Source organism: Paenibacillus sp. p3-SID1389, from assembly GCF_025151705.1.
In the GTDB taxonomy this organism is placed as follows: domain Bacteria; phylum Bacillota; class Bacilli; order Paenibacillales; family Paenibacillaceae; genus Fontibacillus; species Fontibacillus phoenicis.
The window spans coordinates 1-21,942 of record NZ_JALXVO010000065.1 but is presented as its reverse complement, the minus strand read 5'-3'; the positions used below and the strand labels follow the sequence as shown (position 1 = coordinate 21,942).

The window sequence follows — 21,942 nt, the reverse complement described above, 5'->3', positions numbered from 1 at the left end:
ACATTAAGAAAAAACAGGAACAGCGCAAGTCTGAATTCAGTAAGTAGTGCGAGTAAGGCAGATAAACCTGTTATTCCTCCCACTACGATGCCATGAGGCATAAGGAAAAACACTAGGCTCACAGAAGCAAGTGATGCACCAGTAATAATTCCGGTAACGCGGATCAAATTTGAAACAGGGGGCCTTGAACTGCTACTGGATTTTCTGAGTAAATGAACTCTTACTTGATATTTCATATCGCCCTCCTGGCTCGGTAGAGGCTGCATTTACAGCATGTACATTAATTATTATAACAGGTATTAGTTCTGACATCGAGGAGTTATATTTCAGGTGGAACCAGATCTCAAACAAAGTTTGCTTGGCTGGATTAGCAATTTCTTTTGTTCTATGGTTGTATGTGTTTTGATTTTCTTATATATTCCCTTGAAGAAAAAGGAGATACTCGCTGGACTTGAATGTGAAACGGACGATTTGGATCTTCCTGAATCATGAAATTCGAATGTGAATCAGAAACTCTGGACTCCAGTTCTCTGCCTGCTGCCAAGACAATGAGAAATATACTGCAGCAAACGAACAATTTCCTTAACACGGAATCACTCCTTTCGATAATTAAGTGATTCCCTATAAGGATTGAAGATATACGAACTCTTGATTACAGACCTTTACAATGTAATGGAAAGCCGTTATATTATTTAATACAGGAAATTTGTAAAATTGAATTATGGATTGAACCGGAGGAGCCTGCCAATTGGGCTCCTTTTGTCTATTTTAAGGGATACTGGAGGTATGATCATGGAGTAATTGGAAGGCGAAATATGGAAACACTAAAGAAATCTGGAACATCTGTGAGGACTGGAGGGTATTCGTTTGTCGCTACTTCATGCTGTTATCATGGCGCCATTTTTAATTGCCGCATTCATCCCGTTGTTGCGCAAGAAAAATATGAGCCGCATCCATCCCGGATGGTTTGTTCTATGGCTGCCGGTTTTGTTATTTTTGTACTTTCTTTCGCACATTCCCGCCGTAAACGAAGTGAAATCTTATTCTGCCGCGATGCTTTGGATGCCGTCGCTCGATGTCGATTTTTCGTTCTATCTGGACGGTCTGGCTCTGCTGTTCGCTTTGTTGATTACAGGCATGGGTGCGCTGGTCGTGTTGTATTCCATTTATTATATGGACAAAGATAAAGAAGCGGTTCATCGCTTTTACGTCTTCTTGTTCCTGTTCATGGGAGCCATGCTCGGCGTAGTCATCTCCGACAATCTGATGGTCTTGTACGGCTTTTGGGAGTTAACCAGCATTTCTTCGTTTCTGTTGATCTCTTTCTGGCATATGAGAGAAGAGGCGCGTTACGGGGCGTTAAAATCGATGCTGATCACCGTATTCGGGGGGCTGGCCATGTTGACCGGCTTCCTTATGCTTTACGTGATGACGGGAACCTTTAGTATTCGAGGAATCATTGTGCAGCATGGGGTGGTTTTTGACCATCCGTTATTTGTTCCTGCTCTCGTCCTCGTACTGCTCGGTGCATTCACAAAGTCGGCGCAATTCCCCTTCCACATCTGGCTACCGGATGCTATGGAAGCACCGACCCCGGTCAGTGCCTACTTGCATTCAGCCACGATGGTCAAGGCAGGGATTTATTTGGTTGCTCGGTTAACGCCTGTTTTTGGGGCGAACGGCACATGGTTTTGGCTGTTGTCTGCTGTGGGCTTGTTCACGATGATTTTCGCCTCGTTTCGAGCGATTAAACAGCATGATCTAAAAGGGATGCTTGCTTTTTCTACCATAAGTCAATTGGGGCTCATCATGTCTTTGCTGGGCGTTGGCTCAGCGGGCGGTGCGGTAGCCGGCAACAGCATGCTATATACCGCCGCTACGACCGCCGCTATTTTTCACATCATTAACCACGCGATCTTTAAGGGCTCATTGTTTATGGTTGTTGGGATTGTGGATCACGAGACGGGTACCCGCGATATACGCAAGCTCGGAGGCTTGATGTCGCTGATGCCGATTACGTTTACGATCGCAGTAATCGGCGCATTTTCCATGGCAGGTATTCCGCCGTTTAATGGATTTTTGAGCAAGGAAATGTTCTTCACCGGAATGTTGAACGTTTGGAGTTTGGATATCTGGAATGTTCAAACTTTCCGCATCCTGTTCCCGATCATTGCTTGGATCGGAAGCGTATTTACGTTCGGGTACAGCATGGTGCTCGTGTTCAAGACGTTTACGGGAAAATTCAAACCGGACCAGCTTGAGAAAAAACCGCATGAAGCCCCGCTAGGCATGCTGATTTCTCCCGTGATCCTGGTTGCATTGGCGGTCACGATTGGTTTATACCCTAACTTTCTTTCGCACACCTTAATCGCTCCTGCAGTCGCTGCGGTGCATCCAGGACTGCTTGCAGCCGGTGAGCATTTTGAGGTTCACATCAGCATGTGGCACGGTTGGACCCCGGAAGTGTTTATGACCCTCGGTGTCATCGTAGCTGGCGTACTGCTTTATGTCGGATATGGAAAGTTCCGTTCAATCAGAGAGACTTGGGAGCGTTCGTTTACGTTAAATCGGGTTTATGACCTGGGATTAAGCGGAATGGAACGATCGTCGCGCCGATTGACAGACCGTTACATGAACGGTTCGGTCCGGCGTTATCTGATGTATATCTTTGTATTCCTCATTGCCTCTCTTGGGGGGACGATGATTGCAACGCAGAGCTTTTCGCTGAATATGGAGAATTACTCTTCGGTAACCCTGTATGAGATGGTTATCGTGGCCGTACTGGCGATTTCCGCCTTGTCCGTGCCGTTTGCTTCTGCGCGAATTCCCGCAATCATCATGACGGGCGCCGTTGGTTATATGGTGACGTTGCTATTTGTCATTTTCCGGGCCCCCGATTTGGCGTTAACTCAAATGATCGTCGAGACCGTATCCGTAACGTTGTTTTTGCTCTGTTTCTATCACTTGCCCAAACTGAAGAAGGAGAAAAACAGCCAGAGATTTCAACTGACTCGGCTTATGATTTCACTGGGGGTTGGTGTCATGATGACGCTGATCGCTCTTAGTGCGGGGGGCGTCAAGCCATTTGCATCGATCGCAGATTATTTCCTGGATAATAGTTATGAATTGGGCGGCGGTAATAATGTGGTTAACGTGATTCTCGTGGATTTCCGCGGGTTTGATACAATGCTGGAGATTACTGTATTAGGAATTGCAGCACTGTCTATCTTTTCAATGATCCGTCTTAGTCTTGCATCTGACCACCTGGGAGTTAAGCTTTCGTATGGGAAGCTTGAACCAAGGCCAGTCCGCAAAAGAAATGACGTGATTTTTAAAACAACTTCCAGAGTAACTGTTTTTCTTATCTTGATCTACTCCCTATTTTTGTTTCTGGCCGGACACAACAATCCCGGCGGCGGGTTTATAGGCGGACTGATGACGGCGTCGTCACTGGTATTGCTGGCACTCGCTTTTGGGAAGGGGACAATGGGCAATATTGTTACGGTTGATTTTCGCAAAATGATCGCTGTAGGGCTGCTAATCGCCTATCTTACAGGCCTGGGTTCACTTTTGTTTAATGTGCCATTCTTGACTCACGCCTTTGATCACTTCCATTTGCCGATTCTGGGCGATGTTGAATTGGCAACGGCTGTCTTGTTCGACCTTGGTGTCTATTTGACGGTAGTGGGCGTAACCATGACGATCATATTATCGATAGGAGGGGACAAAAAGTCATGGAATTAATCATGTCTTTGGCCGTAGGCATTTTGTTTATGGTCGGGGTGTATCTCATCCTATCCAAAAACCTGCTTCGAATCATCCTGGGGACGTCTTTGCTAACGCATGGCGTTCATCTGCTTCTGCTTACGATGGCTCGGTTGAAAAACGGAGCGGCTCCACTTCTCGGGGAGAACGCTTCATCTTATGTTGATCCTGTTCCTCAGGCACTCATTTTAACATCGATCGTCATTAGCTTTGGAGTTACTTCGTTTTTTCTCGTTTTGGCTTATAAGGTCTATCAGAAGCTGGGGACAGATGATATGGAGGAGCTAAGGGGGGAAGAGGATGAATAATCTGCTTGTGTTTCCGCTGATCATTCCTTTGCTCACCGCGGTGGCGTTGATTTTTGGCCATAACCGGATCATGCTTCAGCGTTGGATAAGTTTGGTCGGTTCGCTGATCCATCTCGTGGTATCCTGTTTGATCGTGCGCCAAGTACATCATGATGGGATTCAAACCCTGTATATGGGGGGGTGGCTTCCACCCTACGGGATTATATTTGTAGCGGACATGTTCGCTGCTCTGCTGGTGCTGTCCACTTCTGTTGTCAGCTTGGCCTGTTTGTTATATGCCTTTCGGACGATCGGCCAGGATCGGGAGCGCTACTATTTCTATCCCTTCTTTCAGTTCTTGATCGTGGGCGTTTGCGGGTCGTTTCTGACTGGGGATTTGTTCAATCTGTTTGTTTGTTTTGAAGTGATGCTTATCGCCTCCTATGCTCTGATTGTACTCGGTGGGACCAAACGCCAACTGCGGGAAACCCTAAAGTATATTTTGATTAACATCGTCTCTTCAGCGCTGTTCGTCGCTGCCGTAGCTTACTTGTACTCCGTAACGGGGACGCTGAATATGGCTCACCTGTCCGTACGAATTGCGGAGCTTGAGCAAGCTGGGATCTTGACGGTGATTGCCGTTATGTTATTGACTGTGTTCGCGCTGAAGGCAGGTCTGCTGCTGTTCTTTTGGCTTCCCGGTTCGTATAGTGCGCCTCCTGCCGCGGTTAGAGCGGTTTTCGCCGCTTTGCTTACCAAAGTAGGGTTATATGCCATCGTAAGGACGGTAACGCTCCTCTTCCCCTATCAACCGGACCTTATACGTGACGGGATCGGCTTGATGGCGATGGCGACGATGGTTCTCGGCGGAATCGGCGCGGTTGCTTACACCAATATTCACAAGATCATTAACTATAACGTGATCCTGGGTATCGGTTTTATCGGCTTTGGGATCGCCGTCGGAAATCATGCCTCGATGGATGGGGTGATCTTTTACCTGCTGCACGATATGTTGGCCAAAGCGCTATTGTTCCTGCTTGGCGGTATGCTGATCAAAGCGGCCGGGACGGAGGATTTAAGGGAAATGGGCGGTCTGATCAAGCGTTATCCATTGCTCGGATGGTTGTTCTTCATTGTGACGCTGGCACTCGTCGGAGTACCGCCACTCAGCGGTTTTCCGGGAAAAATGCTGATGCTCCGCGGAGGCCTGGAATCCGGAAATGTTCTGTTGACCGCAGTAGCGGTCCTTTCAAGCCTGTTGGTTTTATATTCCTTAATTCGAGTGTTTATCGGGGCTTTTTTGGGGGAAGAAAAGCGCAGCGAAATCGGCGAGGAGAGTTTTAAAGGTTTATTGGCTATTACCTTCGGCTTGCTTGTGCTGCTCGTCGGGATGGGACTGGGTGCCGAAGAGATCTATGCCTTCGTATCGCAAGCAGGTCGTATCCTCGTAACTCCTGAATTATATGTAGAAGCCGTATTAAAGAGGTGAGCCTTATCACCCCGACCGATATTTTGAACGAGGAGTAGATGGTATGTTTATGCAAATATTGCTGAACCTTCTAATTGCCGTCATCTGGATGTTCTTGAATAGCAGCTGGTCCGCTTCAGGATTTTTGATCGGTTTTGTGATCGGACTGGTACTCATCGGCCTGTTTAGAAGGATTTGGCCTAACGACTTTTATTTGAAAAAGGTTTGGGCAATTCTGAAGCTATTGATGTTGTTTAACAAGGAATTGGTTGTTTCCAGCATTACGGTGATTCGGCAAATCGTACGTCCGAGGTTGAACATACAACCGGGTATCTTCGCTTACTCAACCGAGTTAAGAAGTGACTGGGAGCTTACGTTGTTGTCCTGCCTGATTACGCTGACTCCGGGGACGCTCACGCTTGAGGTCTTGTCGGATGGGAACACGAACACATTATATATTCATGCCATGGATGTAGCAGATGCGGAGCTCCTGGTTAATCAGATCCGCGGCTCGTTTGAACGGGCGATTATGGAGGTGACGCGCAAGTGATGTCGACTTTTCTGTATCTGGCTTTGGGTATCCTGTCCTTGTCCATTTTCGGTTGCTTGTTTCGGTTGCTTAAGGGGCCGTCGCTGCCTGATCGGATTATGAGTCTGGATTCCATCGGAATTAATATGCTGGCGATGATCGCTGTTTTTTCCATGTTCCAGCAAACGAAAGCTTATATCGATATCATTTTGCTAATTGGCATTCTTACATTTATCGGTACGGCCTCATTGGCTAGATTTATCGAAAGGGGGATCGTGTTCGAAGATGGAGATCACGAAAACAGGTGAAGTTTTGATTGGGATTATCGTGCTACTCGGTGCGCTTCTTAGTGCACTTAGCACCTTTGGACTTCTGCGTCTTCCTGACACTTACTTACGCTCGCATGCGGCCACGAAAAGCACGACGCTGGGTATATTGTTTATTCTGGGTGCCGCCTTCTTTTACTTCTTGATTTATTTGGATTATGCCGATGCAAGCGCCAAGCTGCTTCTTGGCATTGTGTTTGTGTTTGTTACTGCTCCTGTTGCCGGGCATTTGAACGGCAGGGCTGCTTATCGCAGCGGAGTCCCCTTATGGGAGCAAAGCGTTCGGGACGACCTGAAGAAGGAGTTCGACCGCCAAAGCTCAGCCCCAAAGTGAAAGGAACTGGCATCGGTACTTACCGGTGCCAGTTTTTAATTGGTTCAATTGTTTACGATATGGAGGCTGCGAGTTGCGCCTCCTCCAGGCTGAGCGTATCCTCGACTTAGGTCTAGGTTGAAAAACCGTCCCCAGTCCGTTTTGGATAACCCGTAATCATCCTAGAATAGAGACATAAGGTTGATCAAATGAGAGGCGGTGAAATATTCAATGAGAACCAATCGACCGAATGTATTTGCTATTGTACTGATTGCCCTTGGCGCACTGATTCTGCTGGGCAAGTTAACTCCTTTCCTAGGCAGCCTGTTCGGACTGGTGATTGCGATTGTCATGATCGGTCTCGGCTATTACGGGATTCGACGGGGGAACGCCTTCTTCGGATGGCTGGTGTTGATTTTCGGGGTCATTTCCTTGATCTCCAAGCTGGCCTGGCTGATCGTTCCGCTCTTAGGTATTGGATTAATCGTTTACGGTATCTCTTCCTTAAGAGGCAAACGGAGTTACTGATTGATTAAATACATGCAGATGAACTTGAATGTGAACCGAAAGGTTAGGAGGGAAGGATGTCATGAGTGTATTTCGTCGAGTACGAGATATTACGGTAGCTACTCTAAATGAGAAGTTGGAACAATCGCAGGATCCGGTTCGCTTGATCGACCAATTTCTGATAGAAACGCGGCAGGAAATTGCGGAAGCCGAGAAGCTTCATTATCAATACAGCGGACATGCGAAGCAATTGAAGCAGCAGGTCGATCAAGCCAAGGTCATGCGCGACAAACGTGAGGAACAAGCGCTGCTTGCTTTGAAAGCAGGCGAGGAGCACTTGGCGAAGCTGGCCCTGCAGGAGAAGATGCTGTACGAGGAAAAGGTGGAACAATACACCGAGTTGTACACGCAAAGCATAGAATCGCTGCAGGAATTAGAAGCCCAGCTAAACGAATTGAAGACCGAATATCAGGTCGTATACAACAAACGGCAGTACTACTATGCAAGAATGGAGACGCTTCGTTTACAGCAGCGGATGAACCAGCGGATGAACGGTTACGGGATGCAGGATGTGCCGAAGATGTTCCATCGCTTGGAGGACCGGGTGTCCGATATGGAATGGGAAGCCCGCAGCCTGCGCGAATTGCGGAGAGCGGGTTCGGATTTCTTGAACCAAGCCGGCTCCGCCATCCAATCGACTCTGGAACAGGAGCTCTCCCGCTTGAAGCAGAAGCTAAATAACCAGCGAGAGGAGTAAGAATCGATGGGAAGACCCTTGTACCGATCCAGACGGGATCGCTGGATCAGCGGTTTGATCGGAGGGCTCGGAGAATATTTCGGAATTCACGTCGGCGTGCTCCGGTTGATCGCTTTTCTTAGCATATTTTTTACCGGCGGGACAACGATCTTTATCTACTTCATCGCTACCTTGGTGATCTCCAAGGAGCCATATCAGCCCCACGATCCGTACTATCATGGCGGATGGCTGGGCAGCGGCCCGCATCCGGGTTACGGCGGTAAACGCCGGGACTTCTACGAGGATCAACGCTTTGGTCCCCGTCCACCGTACGGTAATCCAACCGGTAATACTTACGGAACCCAGCCGCCGCAATACGGCGCAGGTGCTTCGGGAGCCGGCTTCCAGTCCGCTCCGGGTGCATCCAGTCTGGATTCCATGATGGAAGATATTGAGAAGAAAGCCTTAAAAAAAGAATTGGAAGAGCTGCGTAAGAAGCTCTCCGAATACGAGAAGGGAGAAGTGTAAACGATGGGAGTATTCAAAAGAATTAAAGATATTACGAAAGCGTCTGTAAACGATTTGTTGGATAAGGTGGAAGACCCGATTGTCATGCTGAACCAATACCTGCGCGATATGGAGGCTGAAATTCGCGACGCCGAAGTAACGGTGGCGAAGCAAATGGCCAACGAGCGCCGGATGAAGCAACGTCTGGACGAAGCGATCCGCATCTCTGCACAGCGGGAGGCTCAAGCTGAGCTTGCACTCCGCAATGGGCAGGAGGAAGTTGCCCGCAAAATGCTGGAGGAGAAAATCCATTACGACCAAAAGCAAACGGAATTCGCCGAGCTGCACGCGCAAGCTGAAGCTCATGCTGCCGAACTCAAACAGCAGCTGCACGATATGAAAGACGAGTTCTATAAACTGCGCAACAAACGGAACGAGCTGGTGAGCCGCGCGCAAATGGCGAAAGCTAGAAAGCAAATGTCGCAAATCAGCACGCTGCATACGATCGAAAGCGGCAACGCTTCGCTCGGATTCCACCGGATGGAAGAGAAGATTATGCAACTGGAAGCGGAAGCCGAAGTCGCCGGCATGGTTTATCGCGGAACATCGCCTTCCACTTACATCAGCCCGGCAGATGCCGAGAAGCAGCTGAAAGTGGATGCGCAGCTTGAAGCGCTGAAAGCAAAATTGAACCCGTCCGCAGCCCGCGAAGAAGACAAGGAATAACTACACGTCCGCTGGACATTGTGATATTCTAAATACTGGTGAAGCCATACGGTATGGGAGGCCATGCCGTTATGGCTTTTTACGACTCTATGAACCTGCAGGGAGGTGCGGCACATGGATACACGGAAAAGGTTCTTAGCCATCGGCTTAATCGCATTTGGCTTACTGTTGATTTTCGGGAAGTGGCTGAGTTTCTTTACCATTGTCGCCCTCTTTTTGCTTGGGTTCGGCATATATAAAATCCGGCAAGGGGAACAGGTCAAGACCGGCTATATCTTGATGGCGGTCGGCGGCGGACTCATCCTGCTGGACCATTTTATGCTGATCTTGGCGATTCTGATGATCTCGCTGGGGTACTACTACGCGAAAGTTCGCAAAACCCAACCGCAAGGCAATTACGTGCAGAAGCAAAACATCACCTCCAGCATCCGCTGGGACCGCGATCCGTGGAACTTGCGGAACACAAGCATGTGGCATGTGCTTGGCGAGCTTGACATCGATTTATCGCTGGCGATGATGGAAGGTGGGCATAACGTCCTCATGTTTCAAGGGATTGTCGGGGACGTGGATTTAGTGATTCCGGAGGATTACGGCGTGGAGATCGAAGCGTTTGTCCTGTTCGGACAAATCGATTTCAGCCACGACAAAGAGACGGGCATGCTCAATCGGTTATATTGGAAGTCGCCGAACTACGAGGTCCGTGACCAAAAAGTGAAAATCATCATTTCCTATCTTGTAGGAGATGTCGATATACGATTACTTTAGACAGGAGGAACGTCCCGCATGAAATCGAAAAAGCCGAGCAACATGGTCTCCCGCAGCATGCGCGGAGGGATTCTCCTGTCTGTTATTACGATGGCAGCCACCATTTATGTGATGTATACATACGGGTATTTTCAACCCCAACCGTCCTGGAGGACGGTCATCCAAGCCGGCATGACGCTGCTGTCGCTGCTTCTCATCATCGGCGCAGCTTTCGGCTTCTTTCTGGGGTATCGTCCCAAACGACAGATCGACGGTTTACGTGAAGCCTTGCTGCAATGGGAGAAAGGCAATCAAACCGGGAGCGTTCCCAAGCTCGGCGAAGACGAACTGGGCCGACTGGCAGAGCAGCTGGAGCGGATCGGCAAACGCTGGGAGGAGCAGGTGTCCTCGCTGCAGCGGTTATCCACGCACAACGCCCAGTTGGCCGAGCAAGCCCGGGTATCGGCGATCGTGGAGGAGCGGCAGAGGCTGGCCCGCGAATTGCATGACGCCGTATCCCAGCAGCTGTTTGCCATCTCGATGACGGCTACGGCTGTGGGACGTACGCTGGAGAAGGATTTCGACAAAGCGCAGCGTCAGGTCGAACTCATTGAGGAGATGGCTTCGGTGGCGCAGTCGGAAATGCGCGCGCTGCTGCTGCATTTACGTCCGGTCTATCTTGAAGGCAAGGAATTGTCGCAGGGCTTAAGCGATTTGGTCAAAGAGCTAAAGACGAAGGTGCCGATGGATTTAACCCTGGAGATCGACGAGGATTTGAATTTAGGCAAAGGGATTGAAAACCATCTGTTCCGCATCATCCAGGAAGCGATGTCCAATACGCTGCGCCACGCCAAGGCGGACAAGATGGAGATTCGGATTCACCGCCGGGGCGAAGCAGTTAAGGTGACGCTGCGCGACAACGGGATCGGCTTCGAGATGGACGACAAGAAGCAGGCTTCGTACGGCTTGTCGACGATGCAGGAGCGCATCCACGAGATCGGCGGATCGATTCAGTTTATCACCGCGCCCGGCAAAGGGACGCGTATTGAGATATCCGTTCCACTAATTCATGAAGAAAGCGGGGATGAAGGCAGTCATGGAGATGGAAGACAAGGAGATTAAAGTACTGCTTGTGGATGACCATGAGATGGTAAGAATCGGCCTGGCGGCGGTGCTGGGCACCGAAGAAGGGATTGAGGTTGTCGGAGAGGCCAGCAGCGGGGAGGAAGGAATTCGCCTGGCGCAGGAGTACCGGCCTGACGTCGTGCTGATGGACCTGGTGATGGAAGGCATAGACGGCATCGAAGCGACTCGGCAGCTGCTTGCCTTGCATCCGGACTGTAAAGTCATCGTGCTCACCAGCTATCTTGATGACGAGAAGATGTATCCCGTGATCGAAGCCGGGGCGTTCAGCTATTTGCTGAAAACGTCGCGCGCTTCCGAGATCGCTGAGGCGATTCGCGCAGCAGCCCGCGGCCAATCGGTATTGGAGTCGCAGGTCGCTTCCAAGATGATGAACCGGTTCCGCCAACCAAAGGTGGAGGCTCCGGCTCACGAAGAGCTGACCGAGCGCGAAATGGACGTTCTGCGTTTGCTGGCTCAAGGGAAATCGAATCAGGATATCGCCGACGAGCTGATCATCGGGATCAAAACGGTGAAATTCCATGTCACCAATATTTTAGCGAAGCTTGGCGTAGAGGACCGCACGCAGGCGGCTATTTACGCATACAAAAACGGGTTGGCGGAGTGAATTTCTGCCAACCCGTTTTCTTAAGATATCAGAAAGTATAAACTTCGGGGCATTGGCATCCTGATATCGCAAGAAAAAACTTCCGCTAAACGCGGTCTGTCTACTTTGAATGTACGTCGATAGACGTTTTTCTTATTAGTTCAACAAGTTATAGGCTGAGGAGTGAACGAGGGTCACCTCGGCCTGGACCTGATCCAATTCCATGATGGAAATCAGGGACTTTCCTTGGGAACGGAGCTGCTTCCACCGCGCCTGGTCATAGCGGTAGAGCTTCTCTTCCAGATTGTATAGGTCGATATGGCGAGCCTTCGCAATGTCGAAGGAACGCCTGATTTCGCGTTCGATGGTCTCTTCGGCCAAGGCACGGAGCCGGGCGGCGGCAATCCCGCCTCCCGCCCCTACCTCCGTGATATAGGCTTTGGCGCGCACGTTCAAATTGATCCGAATGGGGTCACTACCCGCGCCGATTTGTACGTCCGGATCGCGATGCGCGATATTGATCGTCACCGGGGATCCATCCTCTAAGGATAAAGGCAACGGAAAGCTGATCATTCTGTGGAATGCCACGTATCTCGCCCCCTGAAGCATTGCCGGGTCAACTTGTCCACGGTTGCGGCCTTGTGCGATGGCATATGCGCCGACGAGCTTGATTTGAGGAATAGGTTTGCCCTCCCCCTTCCAAACCTCGTCAGTCCAGCTGATCAGAGGTAACAGCCTCGTCACCGCAGGCTCCTTCACCCCGTCCATCAGCTTGATGAGCCGAATGGGCTCGACGAAAGAATAGAGTTTAAATAATTCTTCGGGTTCAAGCAGCCCCGAATTCAGCACCGACTCATTCAGAAGGGAGATGCTCGCAAACACATCGGGAATTTGCTTGTCGGTGCCAAACACCCAAGGCGTGTACCGAAGATCACGGGTTTGGATCAAGCCGTTGACGGCTTCCGGCAAATGCTTGTCCAGCAGCGCTTTGGAGAAGATGATCGTTCGGACATGCGTCCAGGACGTCCGTTGCTGCGAGGCGGGGTAGAGCGAAATCAAAGCCTCGTCGATCGTCTTCCCCTCGCCTTTTCCGATCCAAACCTTCCCGTTTCCGGTTTCAACCGCCCCCTCTTGTTTAGCAATCTCTGCAAAATCCAGCAACTGGGCATAAATGATGAAACGGCCATCCGCATAATCGACACCCAATGCGGTGATAAAATTGATATTTTGCGCCTCTTTCATATCCCAACAGCCCGTCAGCAGCAGGATCAGCGCAAGGAAAGCCCGGATCGCTCTCAAGGCTTGTCCCTCCTTGCCGTTTGATCCAGCGGATGCAGAATGCGGGGCCGCCTCTTCACGGATTTCGACGGCTTCTTCAGGACCGCTTCGGCAAAGTCGCTTTTGACGAACGGGGAAAATGGCGATAGATAAGGCACGCCATAGGACTCTAATGAGGCAAGGTAAAGGATTAGACCGATAAAACCGATCAGGAACCCGAACATCCCAAAGATGGAGGACAACAGCAAAATCACGATGCGAAGTTGGGCTGTCGTACCGCTTAACGTCTGATTCTCTAAGGTCGAACTGGCGACGATGGCGATCGCCACGGCGACGATGATGGTCGGCGAGGTGATCCCGGCGCGGATGGCGGCATCTCCGATAATCAGGCCGCCTACGACCGTTATCGTTTGTCCCATGGCATGGGGTAATCTTTTGCCTGCCTCGTTAAAGATCTCGAACAGAAACAGCATGACGAAGGTTTCAAACGGGACCGGAAACGGCAAGCCATGCCTCGATTTGCTGATGGTTGCCAGCAGCGGGACGGGGATTTGCTCCAGATTAAAACTGGTTAACGCGACATAGAAGCCCGGGAGAAACAGCCCGACGGTCAGTCCGATGAGTCTGAGCACTTTTTGCACGGACACGATGTAATAAGGGGTGTTGGCATCCTCTGGAGAAATCAGCAGATTCATCAAGGTCACAGGAGCAACGATGGCGATCGGATTCTCATCGGCCAACACGGCAAATCGGCCCGCCAGCAGGGCATCGACAACGTAGTCCGGTCTCCCCGAGTAATCGGTCAGCGGGAATAAGGCTCGTTTATGCGCTCCCTTCACGACGGATTCGATATACGAGGTGCCGATAATTGCATCGGTGTCAATCTCGTACAATCGCTTTCGAGCCTCTGCGAGAATGTCCGGGTTAATAACATCTTGAATATAAAAAAGCGCAATGCGCGTTTCCCCCCGCGTCCCTTTGATGATCTCTTCCACCCCCAGGGAAGCGGTCCGCAACCGTTTTCGAATCAACCCGATGTTGGTCGTCAGGTTTTCAGTAAAGCCGTCACGGGCTCCCTTGACGGCCGATTCCGTACTGGCTTCTTCGGGGGAACGGCCTGGCGGGTTCGAAATATCGCAGCTGAAGAAGGTCTGGTTGTATTCAAAATAAAGGACCAGCTTGCCGGAGTAGACTTGAAGAGTAAGACGATGCAGCAAGTCCGGCCCTTCGATCCGGTTTAACGGCAAATAGGGATTGGCTCCGAACGCCTCGATTCCGATATTGGCCTGTTCCCGACACAGTTCAGCAAGCCGCGGATAGACCACCTCGCTCAACTGTTTCAAATCCGTCATCGGCTCACAATAGATTAAGGTGATCGAACGCCCCGGCTCCATCCCGGCAGCAAACGGGCGAAGCTTGCGTCGGAGGAAGTCTGGAAATATTGGGTCAGGAACGGAATGTCGATCCGGTCTTCTTGTTGGCCGGACGGCCGGTCGCTGAAACACGATGTCGGTAAAGGTATAACAGCTAAGTAAAATCAGGATGAACGCGAGGACCGCGAGCAATGTGGGTCTCCAACGGGGATTTTGCTTCTTCCACATATCCGCGATGACGATCATCGCAAAGGAAATACGGATAAAGCTGCCCGACAACCATTGACAGATCGAGAAAAAATCGGTTTGCGATACGTATTTGCCAAAACCGGCGATTCTCCATTCCTCATAAGCCGGGTAACGCTGAACGGCCGCTCAAACGGGTTGAACTCGGTGATGGCGCTGGTCAGTGGACCCAGCATTAGACCAAGCAGAATCAGACTGAACACGATGAATTGGATTCTGGTTAATGGGGCCTTCAGGTATGGGTGAAGGAAGAAGACAAAAAAGATCTCGAACAACCCGGCACAGGCGTACAATACTCCTTTGAAAACCGGAATTCATCCCTGTTCCAAGAGAGGGAACAGCAGACTGTAATCTTTGAATTCGACGTTGACGATGGCGACATAGAAGCCAAGCAGTACAACAAGCGGCAGCAAGATACCGGAGGTGACGGCGATTGTTTTCATGCCCTTCAGCGCCCCAACGAAACAAAGCAGCATCAAGATCAACGAGCTGGCCAAAACCGGAGTGTAAGGCAGAAACGTCACCTTCATCCACATTACGGTATCATATAAACTGAACCACGCCGTAGCGAAGAAGAACGCTGTCATCGCCCATTGAAACCCAAAAGCAGGAATTCGGCCCAGCCGATGGCGAATCCATTCGGGAAGAGGTTGGGTTCCAATCCGGGACGAAGTGTAACGAATGAGGCAGACCACAAGTGCAAATGGCACGGCGGACAGTAGCACGGAAAACCAGGCATCCCGTTTGGCGATTTGCAGCAAGGCCGGGATGATGAAGACATGGTTTATGAGTCCGAGGGCCAACATCAACGTCATGATAGCTTGAAAATTCGTAGCTTTCGGCGAGCGGATTATAAGCTTCCCCATCCTGATAGGTTTTGGCTCTATACATTGAGTTATTATTCGCAGAGGAGGCGCGTGACATGCAAAACCGCAAGTTATGGAGTATTGGGTTGTTGATCCTCGTTTGCGCGATGCTGCTGGTCGGCCTGCAACGGATCCAAGCGACTGAGCAAGAAGCGGCCGTTCCAGATTCACTGAAAGACGCGGAGCAGCAGTTGGACGCGCTGGTTGCGATAGGCAGGGCCGTAACGTCGGATCCGTTTCGGATGACACTGAAATGGCAAGGTGAATGGAACTCGCTGCTTTCCGCAGAGGAAGCGGCCGGGGTGTTAGCCAGCCGGTTGGGGCTGTCGAATCCGGAGGCGGGGACTGTTCAAGGGCGGACGGTTTATGAGTCCCAAGGTCAGATCGAGGGAATTCGCGCCGAGCTGGAGCTGATCACACTGGAAGAGGGCAAGCATTATGCGATGCTTCGCTTGGAGGCCGCCGGCGGGGATCCGGCGATATGGGAGCAACTTCAGGAAGCCCAACGGATGGCTGGGGAATCGCTGGCAGATGAAGGCGTCGATACGCGATGGAATGCAGCAATACAGGGGATGGCCTGGCCCGCATCCGCTACAGATGAGGGGACGGACTCCGGTGAACCCGTGCTCGCCGCGACGCTTGACCGCTTGGAATCGCAAATTGAGCGATCCGCCAAACTGAAGTTGAAGCAAGTCGAAGCGTTTGGGGACGAAGGGACGGCCAGCCGCACGTATCGGGTGGATCCCTTGCCGATCACCGTCCTCAGCGGCGATCATCACGTGGCATTGCAGATGGCTGTCCATCGCAACAGCGGCACCGGGATGGATGAGATTACGATCGGTACGCCGCTGCTAACCGTAGAATATTAGAGATCGTGAAGGAGGCAACGGGGACTCGTGCAACATCTGCTGCTGCATCAGCAAAGCTGCTCGGAAATCTTCGTCTATGAAACGGACGAATTATACGGCGAGCGCGGGGCGTTTCGCGTCCTGCAATTCGCCAGCAAGGCGGTGCAAGGCGCAATGGATATGAACCGGCCCGAACGGATCATACTGGAATATCCACGGGCGATGTTGTATTTGCTTCAGCGCCATGTTCCCGATCCCGGACGGGTGTTCATCATCGGCCATGGAACGGGAACGATCGCCAGCCATTTGAGCAGGAGCGACGTTATTGTGGCGGAGATTGATCCGGTGGTGGCGGAAATTAGCCGCAACTTTTTCGGCTATATGGGTGATTCGGTGCGCATCGGTGACGGGCGTTCTTTGCTTGAAGAAGAGAAGCCGAATTCCTTCGACGGAATTATCGTGGATGCGTTCTCCGAACAGGGTACGCCGGGCCATTTAACGTCGCTTGGTTTTTTTCAGTTGGCGGCAGAAAGACTGGATCGGGAAGGGATCCTGCTTCTGAATCTATTTGGCCGAGGGGCAGAAGACGCATGGATTGCCGCGCTCACTGCCACGTTGCGGGAAGTGATGGAGTATGTCCGGGTGTTTTCGCTGCCGGCAGGTCAGCCTCATGAACCGCGGAATATGCTGATCGCGGGCAGCCGCAAACCGATTCAGTATCAAGCCCACGGCATGGCCGGGTTTGTTGAGGTCGAGCCTCCAGCGGGGTATATCATTTATGACCCCATATCTATAGATAGATGATGGAATCCGTCAGGCGAATGTGCTAAAATGGCATCACATCCCGTGATGCCTTGTAAAGAGATGTCATTGATCGGGAATGAAGTTTTAAATTCACCAATCTTACATAGAAAGAATGAGGAGCCATGGCTGACAATTTCTCACAACTAACAGTTCAGCCCCCAGGGGCGGTATTTTTTATTTTCGGGGCTACCGGAGACTTAGCGCGCCGCAAGCTCTTCCCGGCCATCTATTCCTTGTATCGCGAAGGGAAATTGGCCGAGGATTTCGCCGTCATCGGTGTAGCCCGGCGTCCGCGTTCGGACGAGGAATTCAAGGATGACCTGTATCGTTCGATTGAGGAATTTTGCCGATATAAGATCGACGACCAGGGGCAATGGGGGCGCTTTGCGGAGCATTTTTCCTACAAATCGCTGGACATCAATAACGTTGACGGTTATCACGAACTCAGAGAACTGACCGAGTCCATGGAAGCACGGTTTGGGATTCCCGGAAACCGTCTGTTCTACTTGGCTTTGGCGCCGGAGCTGTTCGGCAGCGTATCCTTTAACCTGCAGAAGGGCGGCATGTTGAATACGAGCGGCTGGCACCGGTTGGTGATTGAGAAGCCGTTTGGGTATGATCTGCAGTCTGCTCAGAAGCTGAACGAAGAGCTGAGTCAGGTATTTAAAGAAGAGGAAATTTACCGGATCGACCACTATCTCGGCAAGGAGATGGTGCAGAACATTGAAGTGATTCGCTTTGCGAATGCTTTCTTCGAGCCGCTCTGGAACAACAAGCATATCGCCAATGTGCAAATTACGCTCAGCGAGACGGTTGGCGTGGAAGAACGCGGCGGATATTACGATCATGCCGGTGCGTTGCGTGACATGGGGCAGAACCATATGCTGCAAATGCTCACGATGATCGCCATGGAGCCGCCAAGCCGCTTGTACGCCGAGGACATCCGCGACGAGAAGGTGAAGGTGCTGCGCTCACTGCGTCCGTATGAATCGGTGCAAGAAGTGAAGGAGAACGTGGTTCGCGGGCAATATATCGCAGGGGAAGCGAAAGGCAAGAAGCTTCCGGGTTATCGTGAGGAGGACAAGGTTGACCCGAACTCCAATACCGAAACGTATTTTGCGGCCAAAGTGTTCGTTGACAATTTCCGCTGGGCCGGCGTGCCGTTCTATATTCGCACCGGAAAGCGGCTCCCCGTCAAAACGACGGAGGTCGTTGTGGAATTCAAGGCGATGCCAACGAATGTCTATCTCGGTCAGAAGCACACGCTGGAGCCGAACCTCCTCGTGATCCGCGTGAATCCGATGGAGGGCATTTACATCAAGATTAATGCCAAGAAGCCGGGTTCGGAATCGCAAATCCAGCCGCTGGCGATGGACTTTTGCCAAAGCTGCCTCGTGGGGATCAACTCGCCGGAGGCTTATGAACGCTTGATCTACGATGCGGCTCAAGGGGATTCGACGTATTTCACCCGTTGGGACGAAGTGGCGGCGGCTTGGGCCTTCGTTGATCGAATCGCCGCGGCTTGGGCGCAAAATCCGTCCGACATCAGTACGTATCCTGCCGGTTCTTGGGGGCCGAAGGAAGCGGACGAGCTGCTGGCGAAGGACGGCTTCCACTGGTGGCCGGTGAACGGCCAGGAGGAAGACAACGTCGTTTGGATTAACCCGAATTAATGCTGCGTTGACCGTGAACGATCCGGCCTATGGGCGAATAGAATAGGTTTAGCTGGAAACACCTTCATGTCCCGTCTGGGCGTAAGGTGTTTTTGCTTAACGGAAGGACAAAATATGTTACAATAGAGAACGTGAATTTGTGGAACGAGAGGAAAGTGAGCATGAGCAAAGCATTGGACCAAGTGCTGCAGCAGGAAGTGGACAAACGGCGTACGTTTGCAATCATTTCCCACCCGGACGCCGGGAAAACGACGCTGACCGAAAAACTGCTGCTGTTCGGCGGCGCGATTCGCCTCGCCGGATCGGTCAAGGCGCGCAAAGCGAGCAAACACGCGACAAGTGACTGGATGGAAATCGAGAAGCAGCGGGGGATTTCCGTTACTTCTTCCGTCATGCAGTTTGATTATAACGGCCATCGGGTGAACATCTTGGATACGCCGGGCCACCAAGACTTCTCGGAGGATACGTACCGGACGCTGACCGCAGCAGACAGCGCCGTCATGTTGATCGACGTGGCGAAGGGCGTTGAGGCCCAGACGATCAAGCTGTTCCAGGTCTGCGCGAAGCGGGGCATTCCGATTTTCACCTTCATAAACAAGCTGGACCGGGAAGGCCGGAACCCGTTTGAACTGATGGAGGAAATCGAGCAGGTGCTGGGCATCCGCTCCGTGCCGATGAACTGGCCGATTGGGATGGGCCGCGAGCTGTCGGGTGTGTATGACCGGATGAAAAACCAGGTTGAGCTGTTCCAGGGAGACGACCACTCCACGATCCAGGTGAAGAAGGTGGATGGGTATACCGATCCGGTGATTCGCGAAATGGCTGGCGAATATCTCCATGATCAGCTGTGTCAGGATCTGGAACTGTTGGATGTGGCGGGGGACCCGTTTGATTTTGAGAAGGTTCGCCGCGGCGAATTAACGCCGGTGTTTTTCGGCAGCGCGGTGAACAATTTTGGCGTGCAGACGTTCCTGGAGAACTTCCTGCAGTTGGCTCCAAAGCCGACGCCGCGCCGCAGTACCCAAGGCTTGATTGAACCTACGAACGAGAAGTTCTCGGGGTACGTGTTCAAAATCCAGGCGAACATGAACCCGGCCCACCGCGACCGGATCGCCTTCCTGCGCATTGTCTCGGGCAAGTTCGAACGCGGCATGACGGTGAAGCATGTGCGGGCGGGCAAGGAGATCAAGCTGTCCCAGCCGCAGCAATTCCTGGCCCAGGATCGGGATATCGTCAGCGAAGCGTATCCTGGGGACATCGTCGGGTTATTTGACCCGGGGATTTTCCGGATCGGCGACTCGCTAAGCCAAGGCAGTGAAATCGTATTTGACGAGCTGCCGACGTTCTCGCCGGAGATTTTCGCCAAGGTGACGGTGAAGAACGCGCTGAAGCATAAGCAATACCAGAAGGGGATCGACCAACTGACCGAGGAAGGCACGATTCAGGTGTTCACGACGGTCGGATTTGAAGATACGCTGCTGGGCGTGGTCGGGCAACTGCAGTTCGAGGTGTTTGAATACCGGATGAAGAGCGAATATGGCGTGGATGTCCAGCTTCAACGGATGCCGTACCAGTTCGCGCGCTGGATCGTAGGCGACAAAATCGACCCGTCCAAGTTCCGGATCAATTCCACGCTGGTGAAGGATAAGAAAGGCAATTATGTCGCGTTGTTCGAAAATGAATACGCGATGCGGACGGCGATGGAGAAAAATCCAGACGCCAAGTTCCTGGAGACCGCACCTTAAGAAGTGAAAGTCCGCAGCCTCCCGGACAAAGGAAAGACCGCCCTTGGACAGGGCGGTCTTGTTGTAGCGGGCAGTTCTATTTCAATGGTTTGAGGCTAGCCTGATCCACTTGCTGCTTGAGCACGGATACCAGTTCATTTTGTTTGGACGTATCGATATGCTTCCAGATCGTTTCGAAGACGACGCCAAGACCCGGCAGTGCGGCTTCCTGAGCGTCGATCGAACCTTCGATCATCTCCCGCAGCCCTTGCTCGTCTTTGCCGTGAATTTTGTGCATAATCGCTTGACGCAGGTCGAGTGTAATGGATGGCACGTAGTTTCCCTCCTTGAAATATGTGACTTGCCCGGTGTTAATTTGCCCGATTGGAACTGGGATAATGCGATCTGATGTGCTCTGGATATGATTTGCATCTGATCCGACAAATCAGGACGTGAGGTGGTCTGGAACCTCAGCCAGACCGCGGTTGCGATGTAACGGACCGTAATGACGTTATTTTTTCATTTCCCGGATATTTCCCGTTCTAATGGACTCCAGAGCTCTTATTGGGCTGTTTCGGCGGGGATGACACTAGTTTGACTGAAAATAAGGTCTTCTCAGTCCGTTAAACTCAGGGAACTGTGCCAAGCTGAGCAATAACGTCTCTGGTGTCCGTTAGCGCATCTCTTGCCTCGGCTGCTGCCCTCCCCCATGCTCCTTCCTAACAAGATTGTGGTATACTAATTCGGATGGATAAAATATGGGTGGTGAGAGCATGGCAAATGCAGCGAAGAAACAGTTTGCCGTGATCGGTATGGGGCGGTTTGGCTTAAGCGTGGCAACGGCGCTCAGCAGCATGGGCTTTGACGTGCTGGCGATCGATGCGGATGAACATCATACGCAGGCCGTGGCCAATCTGGTCACGCACGCCGTAACCGCGGATTCCACCGATGAAGATGCGCTGCGCGCACTAGGGATTCGGAATTTTGACGTCGTTGTCGTGGCGATTGGGGAAGACATCCAGGCCAGCATTTTGACAACGCTGATCCTGAAAGATCTGGGCGGGCCGCTGATTGTGGTGAAGGCGCAAAATGAATTACATGGCAAAGTGTTGCAGAAAATTGGGGCCGATAAGGTCATTTTCCCGGAACGGGATATGGGGCTTCGGGTGGCACATCATCTGACTTCACCGAACGTCTTGGATTACATCGAATTGTCCGACGAGTACAGCATCGTAGAGATGCGCGTCAGCTCGCAGATGATCGGCAAAAACCTGAAGGATCTGGATATTCGCGCCCGGTTTGGCTGCAACGTAATGGCGATCAAGCACGGCAGCAAAATGAATATCTCCCCTTCGGCATCGGTTCCGCTGACGGAGGAGGACGTGCTCGTCATCGTCGGCGAGAAAGGCGATTTGACGAAGCTCGAGCTGGCTTACGCGGAGGAGTAAGACGAGCCTCGCTTCGTGAGCGACGGATCATTTTTAAACCATGTT

The 21,942-nt window shown here is 51.6% G+C and carries 23 protein-coding genes; 18 read left to right on the top strand and 5 right to left on the bottom strand.

The annotated features are described in order from the left end of the window. The coding region (locus M3G15_RS19185) for a YitT family protein (protein WP_036644961.1) at positions 1–236 on the bottom strand (236 nt) is incomplete at its 3' end. A 631-nt stretch (positions 237–867) separates the two neighbouring features. Between M3G15_RS19185 and M3G15_RS19180 the strand changes: the two genes are divergently transcribed. The 13 genes from M3G15_RS19180 to M3G15_RS19120 all read left to right on the top strand — a co-directional run bounded on the left by M3G15_RS19180 (position 868) and on the right by M3G15_RS19120 (position 11,658). Then, the gene (locus M3G15_RS19180; RefSeq protein ID WP_260071785.1) at positions 868–3,744 is read left to right on the top strand and encodes a Na+/H+ antiporter subunit A; all 2,877 of its coding nucleotides are present in this window, start codon (positions 868–870) and stop codon (positions 3,742–3,744) included. After that, positions 3,735–4,073, top strand: coding sequence for a Na(+)/H(+) antiporter subunit C (locus tag M3G15_RS19175; RefSeq protein WP_009224708.1), 339 nt, complete (start codon positions 3,735–3,737; stop codon positions 4,071–4,073). The genes M3G15_RS19180 and M3G15_RS19175 overlap by 10 nt, the downstream gene beginning before the upstream one ends. Then, positions 4,066–5,541: a Na+/H+ antiporter subunit D gene (locus M3G15_RS19170; RefSeq protein WP_009224709.1), complete on the top strand. Its 1,476-nt coding sequence runs from the start codon at positions 4,066–4,068 to the stop codon at positions 5,539–5,541. Before M3G15_RS19175 ends, M3G15_RS19170 begins: the two co-directional genes overlap by 8 nt. Before the next feature lie 43 nt (positions 5,542–5,584). Beyond that, positions 5,585–6,070: a Na+/H+ antiporter subunit E gene (locus tag M3G15_RS19165; RefSeq protein ID WP_009224710.1), complete on the top strand. Its 486-nt coding sequence runs from the start codon at positions 5,585–5,587 to the stop codon at positions 6,068–6,070. Next, on the top strand, positions 6,067–6,357 hold the full coding sequence (locus M3G15_RS19160) for a Na(+)/H(+) antiporter subunit F1 (protein WP_009224711.1): 291 nt from the start codon (positions 6,067–6,069) through the stop codon (positions 6,355–6,357). Before M3G15_RS19165 ends, M3G15_RS19160 begins: the two co-directional genes overlap by 4 nt. Continuing rightward, the gene (gene mnhG / locus M3G15_RS19155; protein WP_009224712.1) at positions 6,335–6,709 is read left to right on the top strand and encodes a monovalent cation/H(+) antiporter subunit G; all 375 of its coding nucleotides are present in this window, start codon (positions 6,335–6,337) and stop codon (positions 6,707–6,709) included. The genes M3G15_RS19160 and mnhG overlap by 23 nt, the downstream gene beginning before the upstream one ends. A gap of 210 nt (positions 6,710–6,919) precedes the next feature. Next, a complete protein-coding gene (locus M3G15_RS19150) occupies positions 6,920–7,216 on the top strand; it encodes a hypothetical protein (RefSeq protein WP_036644963.1) in 297 nt (98 codons plus the stop codon). Between the two features lie 61 nt (positions 7,217–7,277). Beyond that, complete coding sequence (locus M3G15_RS19145) at positions 7,278–7,952, top strand: PspA/IM30 family protein (RefSeq protein WP_260071784.1); 675 nt, start codon at positions 7,278–7,280, stop codon at positions 7,950–7,952. Between the two features lie 6 nt (positions 7,953–7,958). After that, positions 7,959–8,459, top strand: a complete 501-nt coding sequence (locus M3G15_RS19140; protein WP_260071783.1) for a PspC domain-containing protein — start codon at positions 7,959–7,961, stop codon at positions 8,457–8,459. 3 nt (positions 8,460–8,462) lie between these two features. Next, a complete protein-coding gene (locus M3G15_RS19135) occupies positions 8,463–9,164 on the top strand; it encodes a PspA/IM30 family protein (protein WP_009224716.1) in 702 nt (233 codons plus the stop codon). 114 nt (positions 9,165–9,278) lie between these two features. Next, positions 9,279–9,929, top strand: a complete 651-nt coding sequence (gene liaF, locus M3G15_RS19130) for a cell wall-active antibiotics response protein LiaF (RefSeq protein WP_260071782.1) — start codon at positions 9,279–9,281, stop codon at positions 9,927–9,929. 18 nt (positions 9,930–9,947) lie between these two features. Further along, a complete protein-coding gene (locus tag M3G15_RS19125; protein WP_260071781.1) occupies positions 9,948–11,030 on the top strand; it encodes a sensor histidine kinase in 1,083 nt (360 codons plus the stop codon). Then, on the top strand, positions 11,005–11,658 hold the full coding sequence (locus M3G15_RS19120; protein WP_260071780.1) for a response regulator transcription factor: 654 nt from the start codon (positions 11,005–11,007) through the stop codon (positions 11,656–11,658). The genes M3G15_RS19125 and M3G15_RS19120 overlap by 26 nt, the downstream gene beginning before the upstream one ends. A 135-nt stretch (positions 11,659–11,793) precedes the next feature. Here M3G15_RS19120 and M3G15_RS19115 read toward each other — a convergent pair whose 3' ends face one another. The 3 genes from M3G15_RS19115 to M3G15_RS19105 all read right to left on the bottom strand — a co-directional run bounded on the left by M3G15_RS19115 (position 11,794) and on the right by M3G15_RS19105 (position 15,349). Beyond that, positions 11,794–12,936 (bottom strand): Ger(x)C family spore germination protein, encoded by a 1,143-nt coding sequence (locus M3G15_RS19115; protein ID WP_009224720.1) that lies wholly within the window; start codon positions 12,934–12,936, stop codon positions 11,794–11,796. After that, positions 12,933–14,567 (bottom strand): spore germination protein, encoded by a 1,635-nt coding sequence (locus tag M3G15_RS19110; RefSeq protein WP_260071779.1) that lies wholly within the window; start codon positions 14,565–14,567, stop codon positions 12,933–12,935. Before M3G15_RS19110 ends, M3G15_RS19115 begins: the two co-directional genes overlap by 4 nt. 281 nt (positions 14,568–14,848) lie before the next feature. Further along, the gene (locus M3G15_RS19105) at positions 14,849–15,349 is read right to left on the bottom strand and encodes a GerAB/ArcD/ProY family transporter (RefSeq protein WP_260071778.1); all 501 of its coding nucleotides are present in this window, start codon (positions 15,347–15,349) and stop codon (positions 14,849–14,851) included. A gap of 107 nt (positions 15,350–15,456) precedes the next feature. Here M3G15_RS19105 and M3G15_RS19100 point away from each other — a divergent pair, with 107 nt between their 5' ends. The 4 genes from M3G15_RS19100 (at position 15,457) to M3G15_RS19085 (ending at position 20,470) form a co-directional block, all read left to right on the top strand. Continuing rightward, positions 15,457–16,269 carry a hypothetical protein gene (locus tag M3G15_RS19100; RefSeq protein ID WP_260071777.1) on the top strand — a complete coding sequence of 271 codons (813 nt, stop codon included), beginning with the start codon at positions 15,457–15,459 and terminating at the stop codon, positions 16,267–16,269. 27 nt (positions 16,270–16,296) lie between these two features. After that, positions 16,297–17,052 (top strand): spermidine synthase, encoded by a 756-nt coding sequence (locus tag M3G15_RS19095; RefSeq protein WP_260071776.1) that lies wholly within the window; start codon positions 16,297–16,299, stop codon positions 17,050–17,052. 122 nt (positions 17,053–17,174) lie between these two features. After that, complete coding sequence (gene zwf / locus M3G15_RS19090; RefSeq protein ID WP_260071775.1) at positions 17,175–18,725, top strand: glucose-6-phosphate dehydrogenase; 1,551 nt, start codon at positions 17,175–17,177, stop codon at positions 18,723–18,725. Positions 18,726–18,886: 161 nt separating this feature from the next. After that, positions 18,887–20,470 carry a peptide chain release factor 3 gene (locus tag M3G15_RS19085; protein WP_009224725.1) on the top strand — a complete coding sequence of 528 codons (1,584 nt, stop codon included), beginning with the start codon at positions 18,887–18,889 and terminating at the stop codon, positions 20,468–20,470. Positions 20,471–20,546: 76 nt separating this feature from the next. Here M3G15_RS19085 and sspI read toward each other — a convergent pair whose 3' ends face one another. Continuing rightward, on the bottom strand, positions 20,547–20,783 hold the full coding sequence (sspI, locus tag M3G15_RS19080) for a small acid-soluble spore protein SspI (RefSeq protein ID WP_009224726.1): 237 nt from the start codon (positions 20,781–20,783) through the stop codon (positions 20,547–20,549). A 439-nt stretch (positions 20,784–21,222) separates the two neighbouring features. On the opposite strand from sspI, the gene M3G15_RS19075 reads away from it, so the two are divergent. Continuing rightward, complete coding sequence (locus M3G15_RS19075; protein WP_260071774.1) at positions 21,223–21,897, top strand: potassium channel family protein; 675 nt, start codon at positions 21,223–21,225, stop codon at positions 21,895–21,897. The last annotated feature ends 45 nt before the right edge of the window (positions 21,898–21,942 follow it).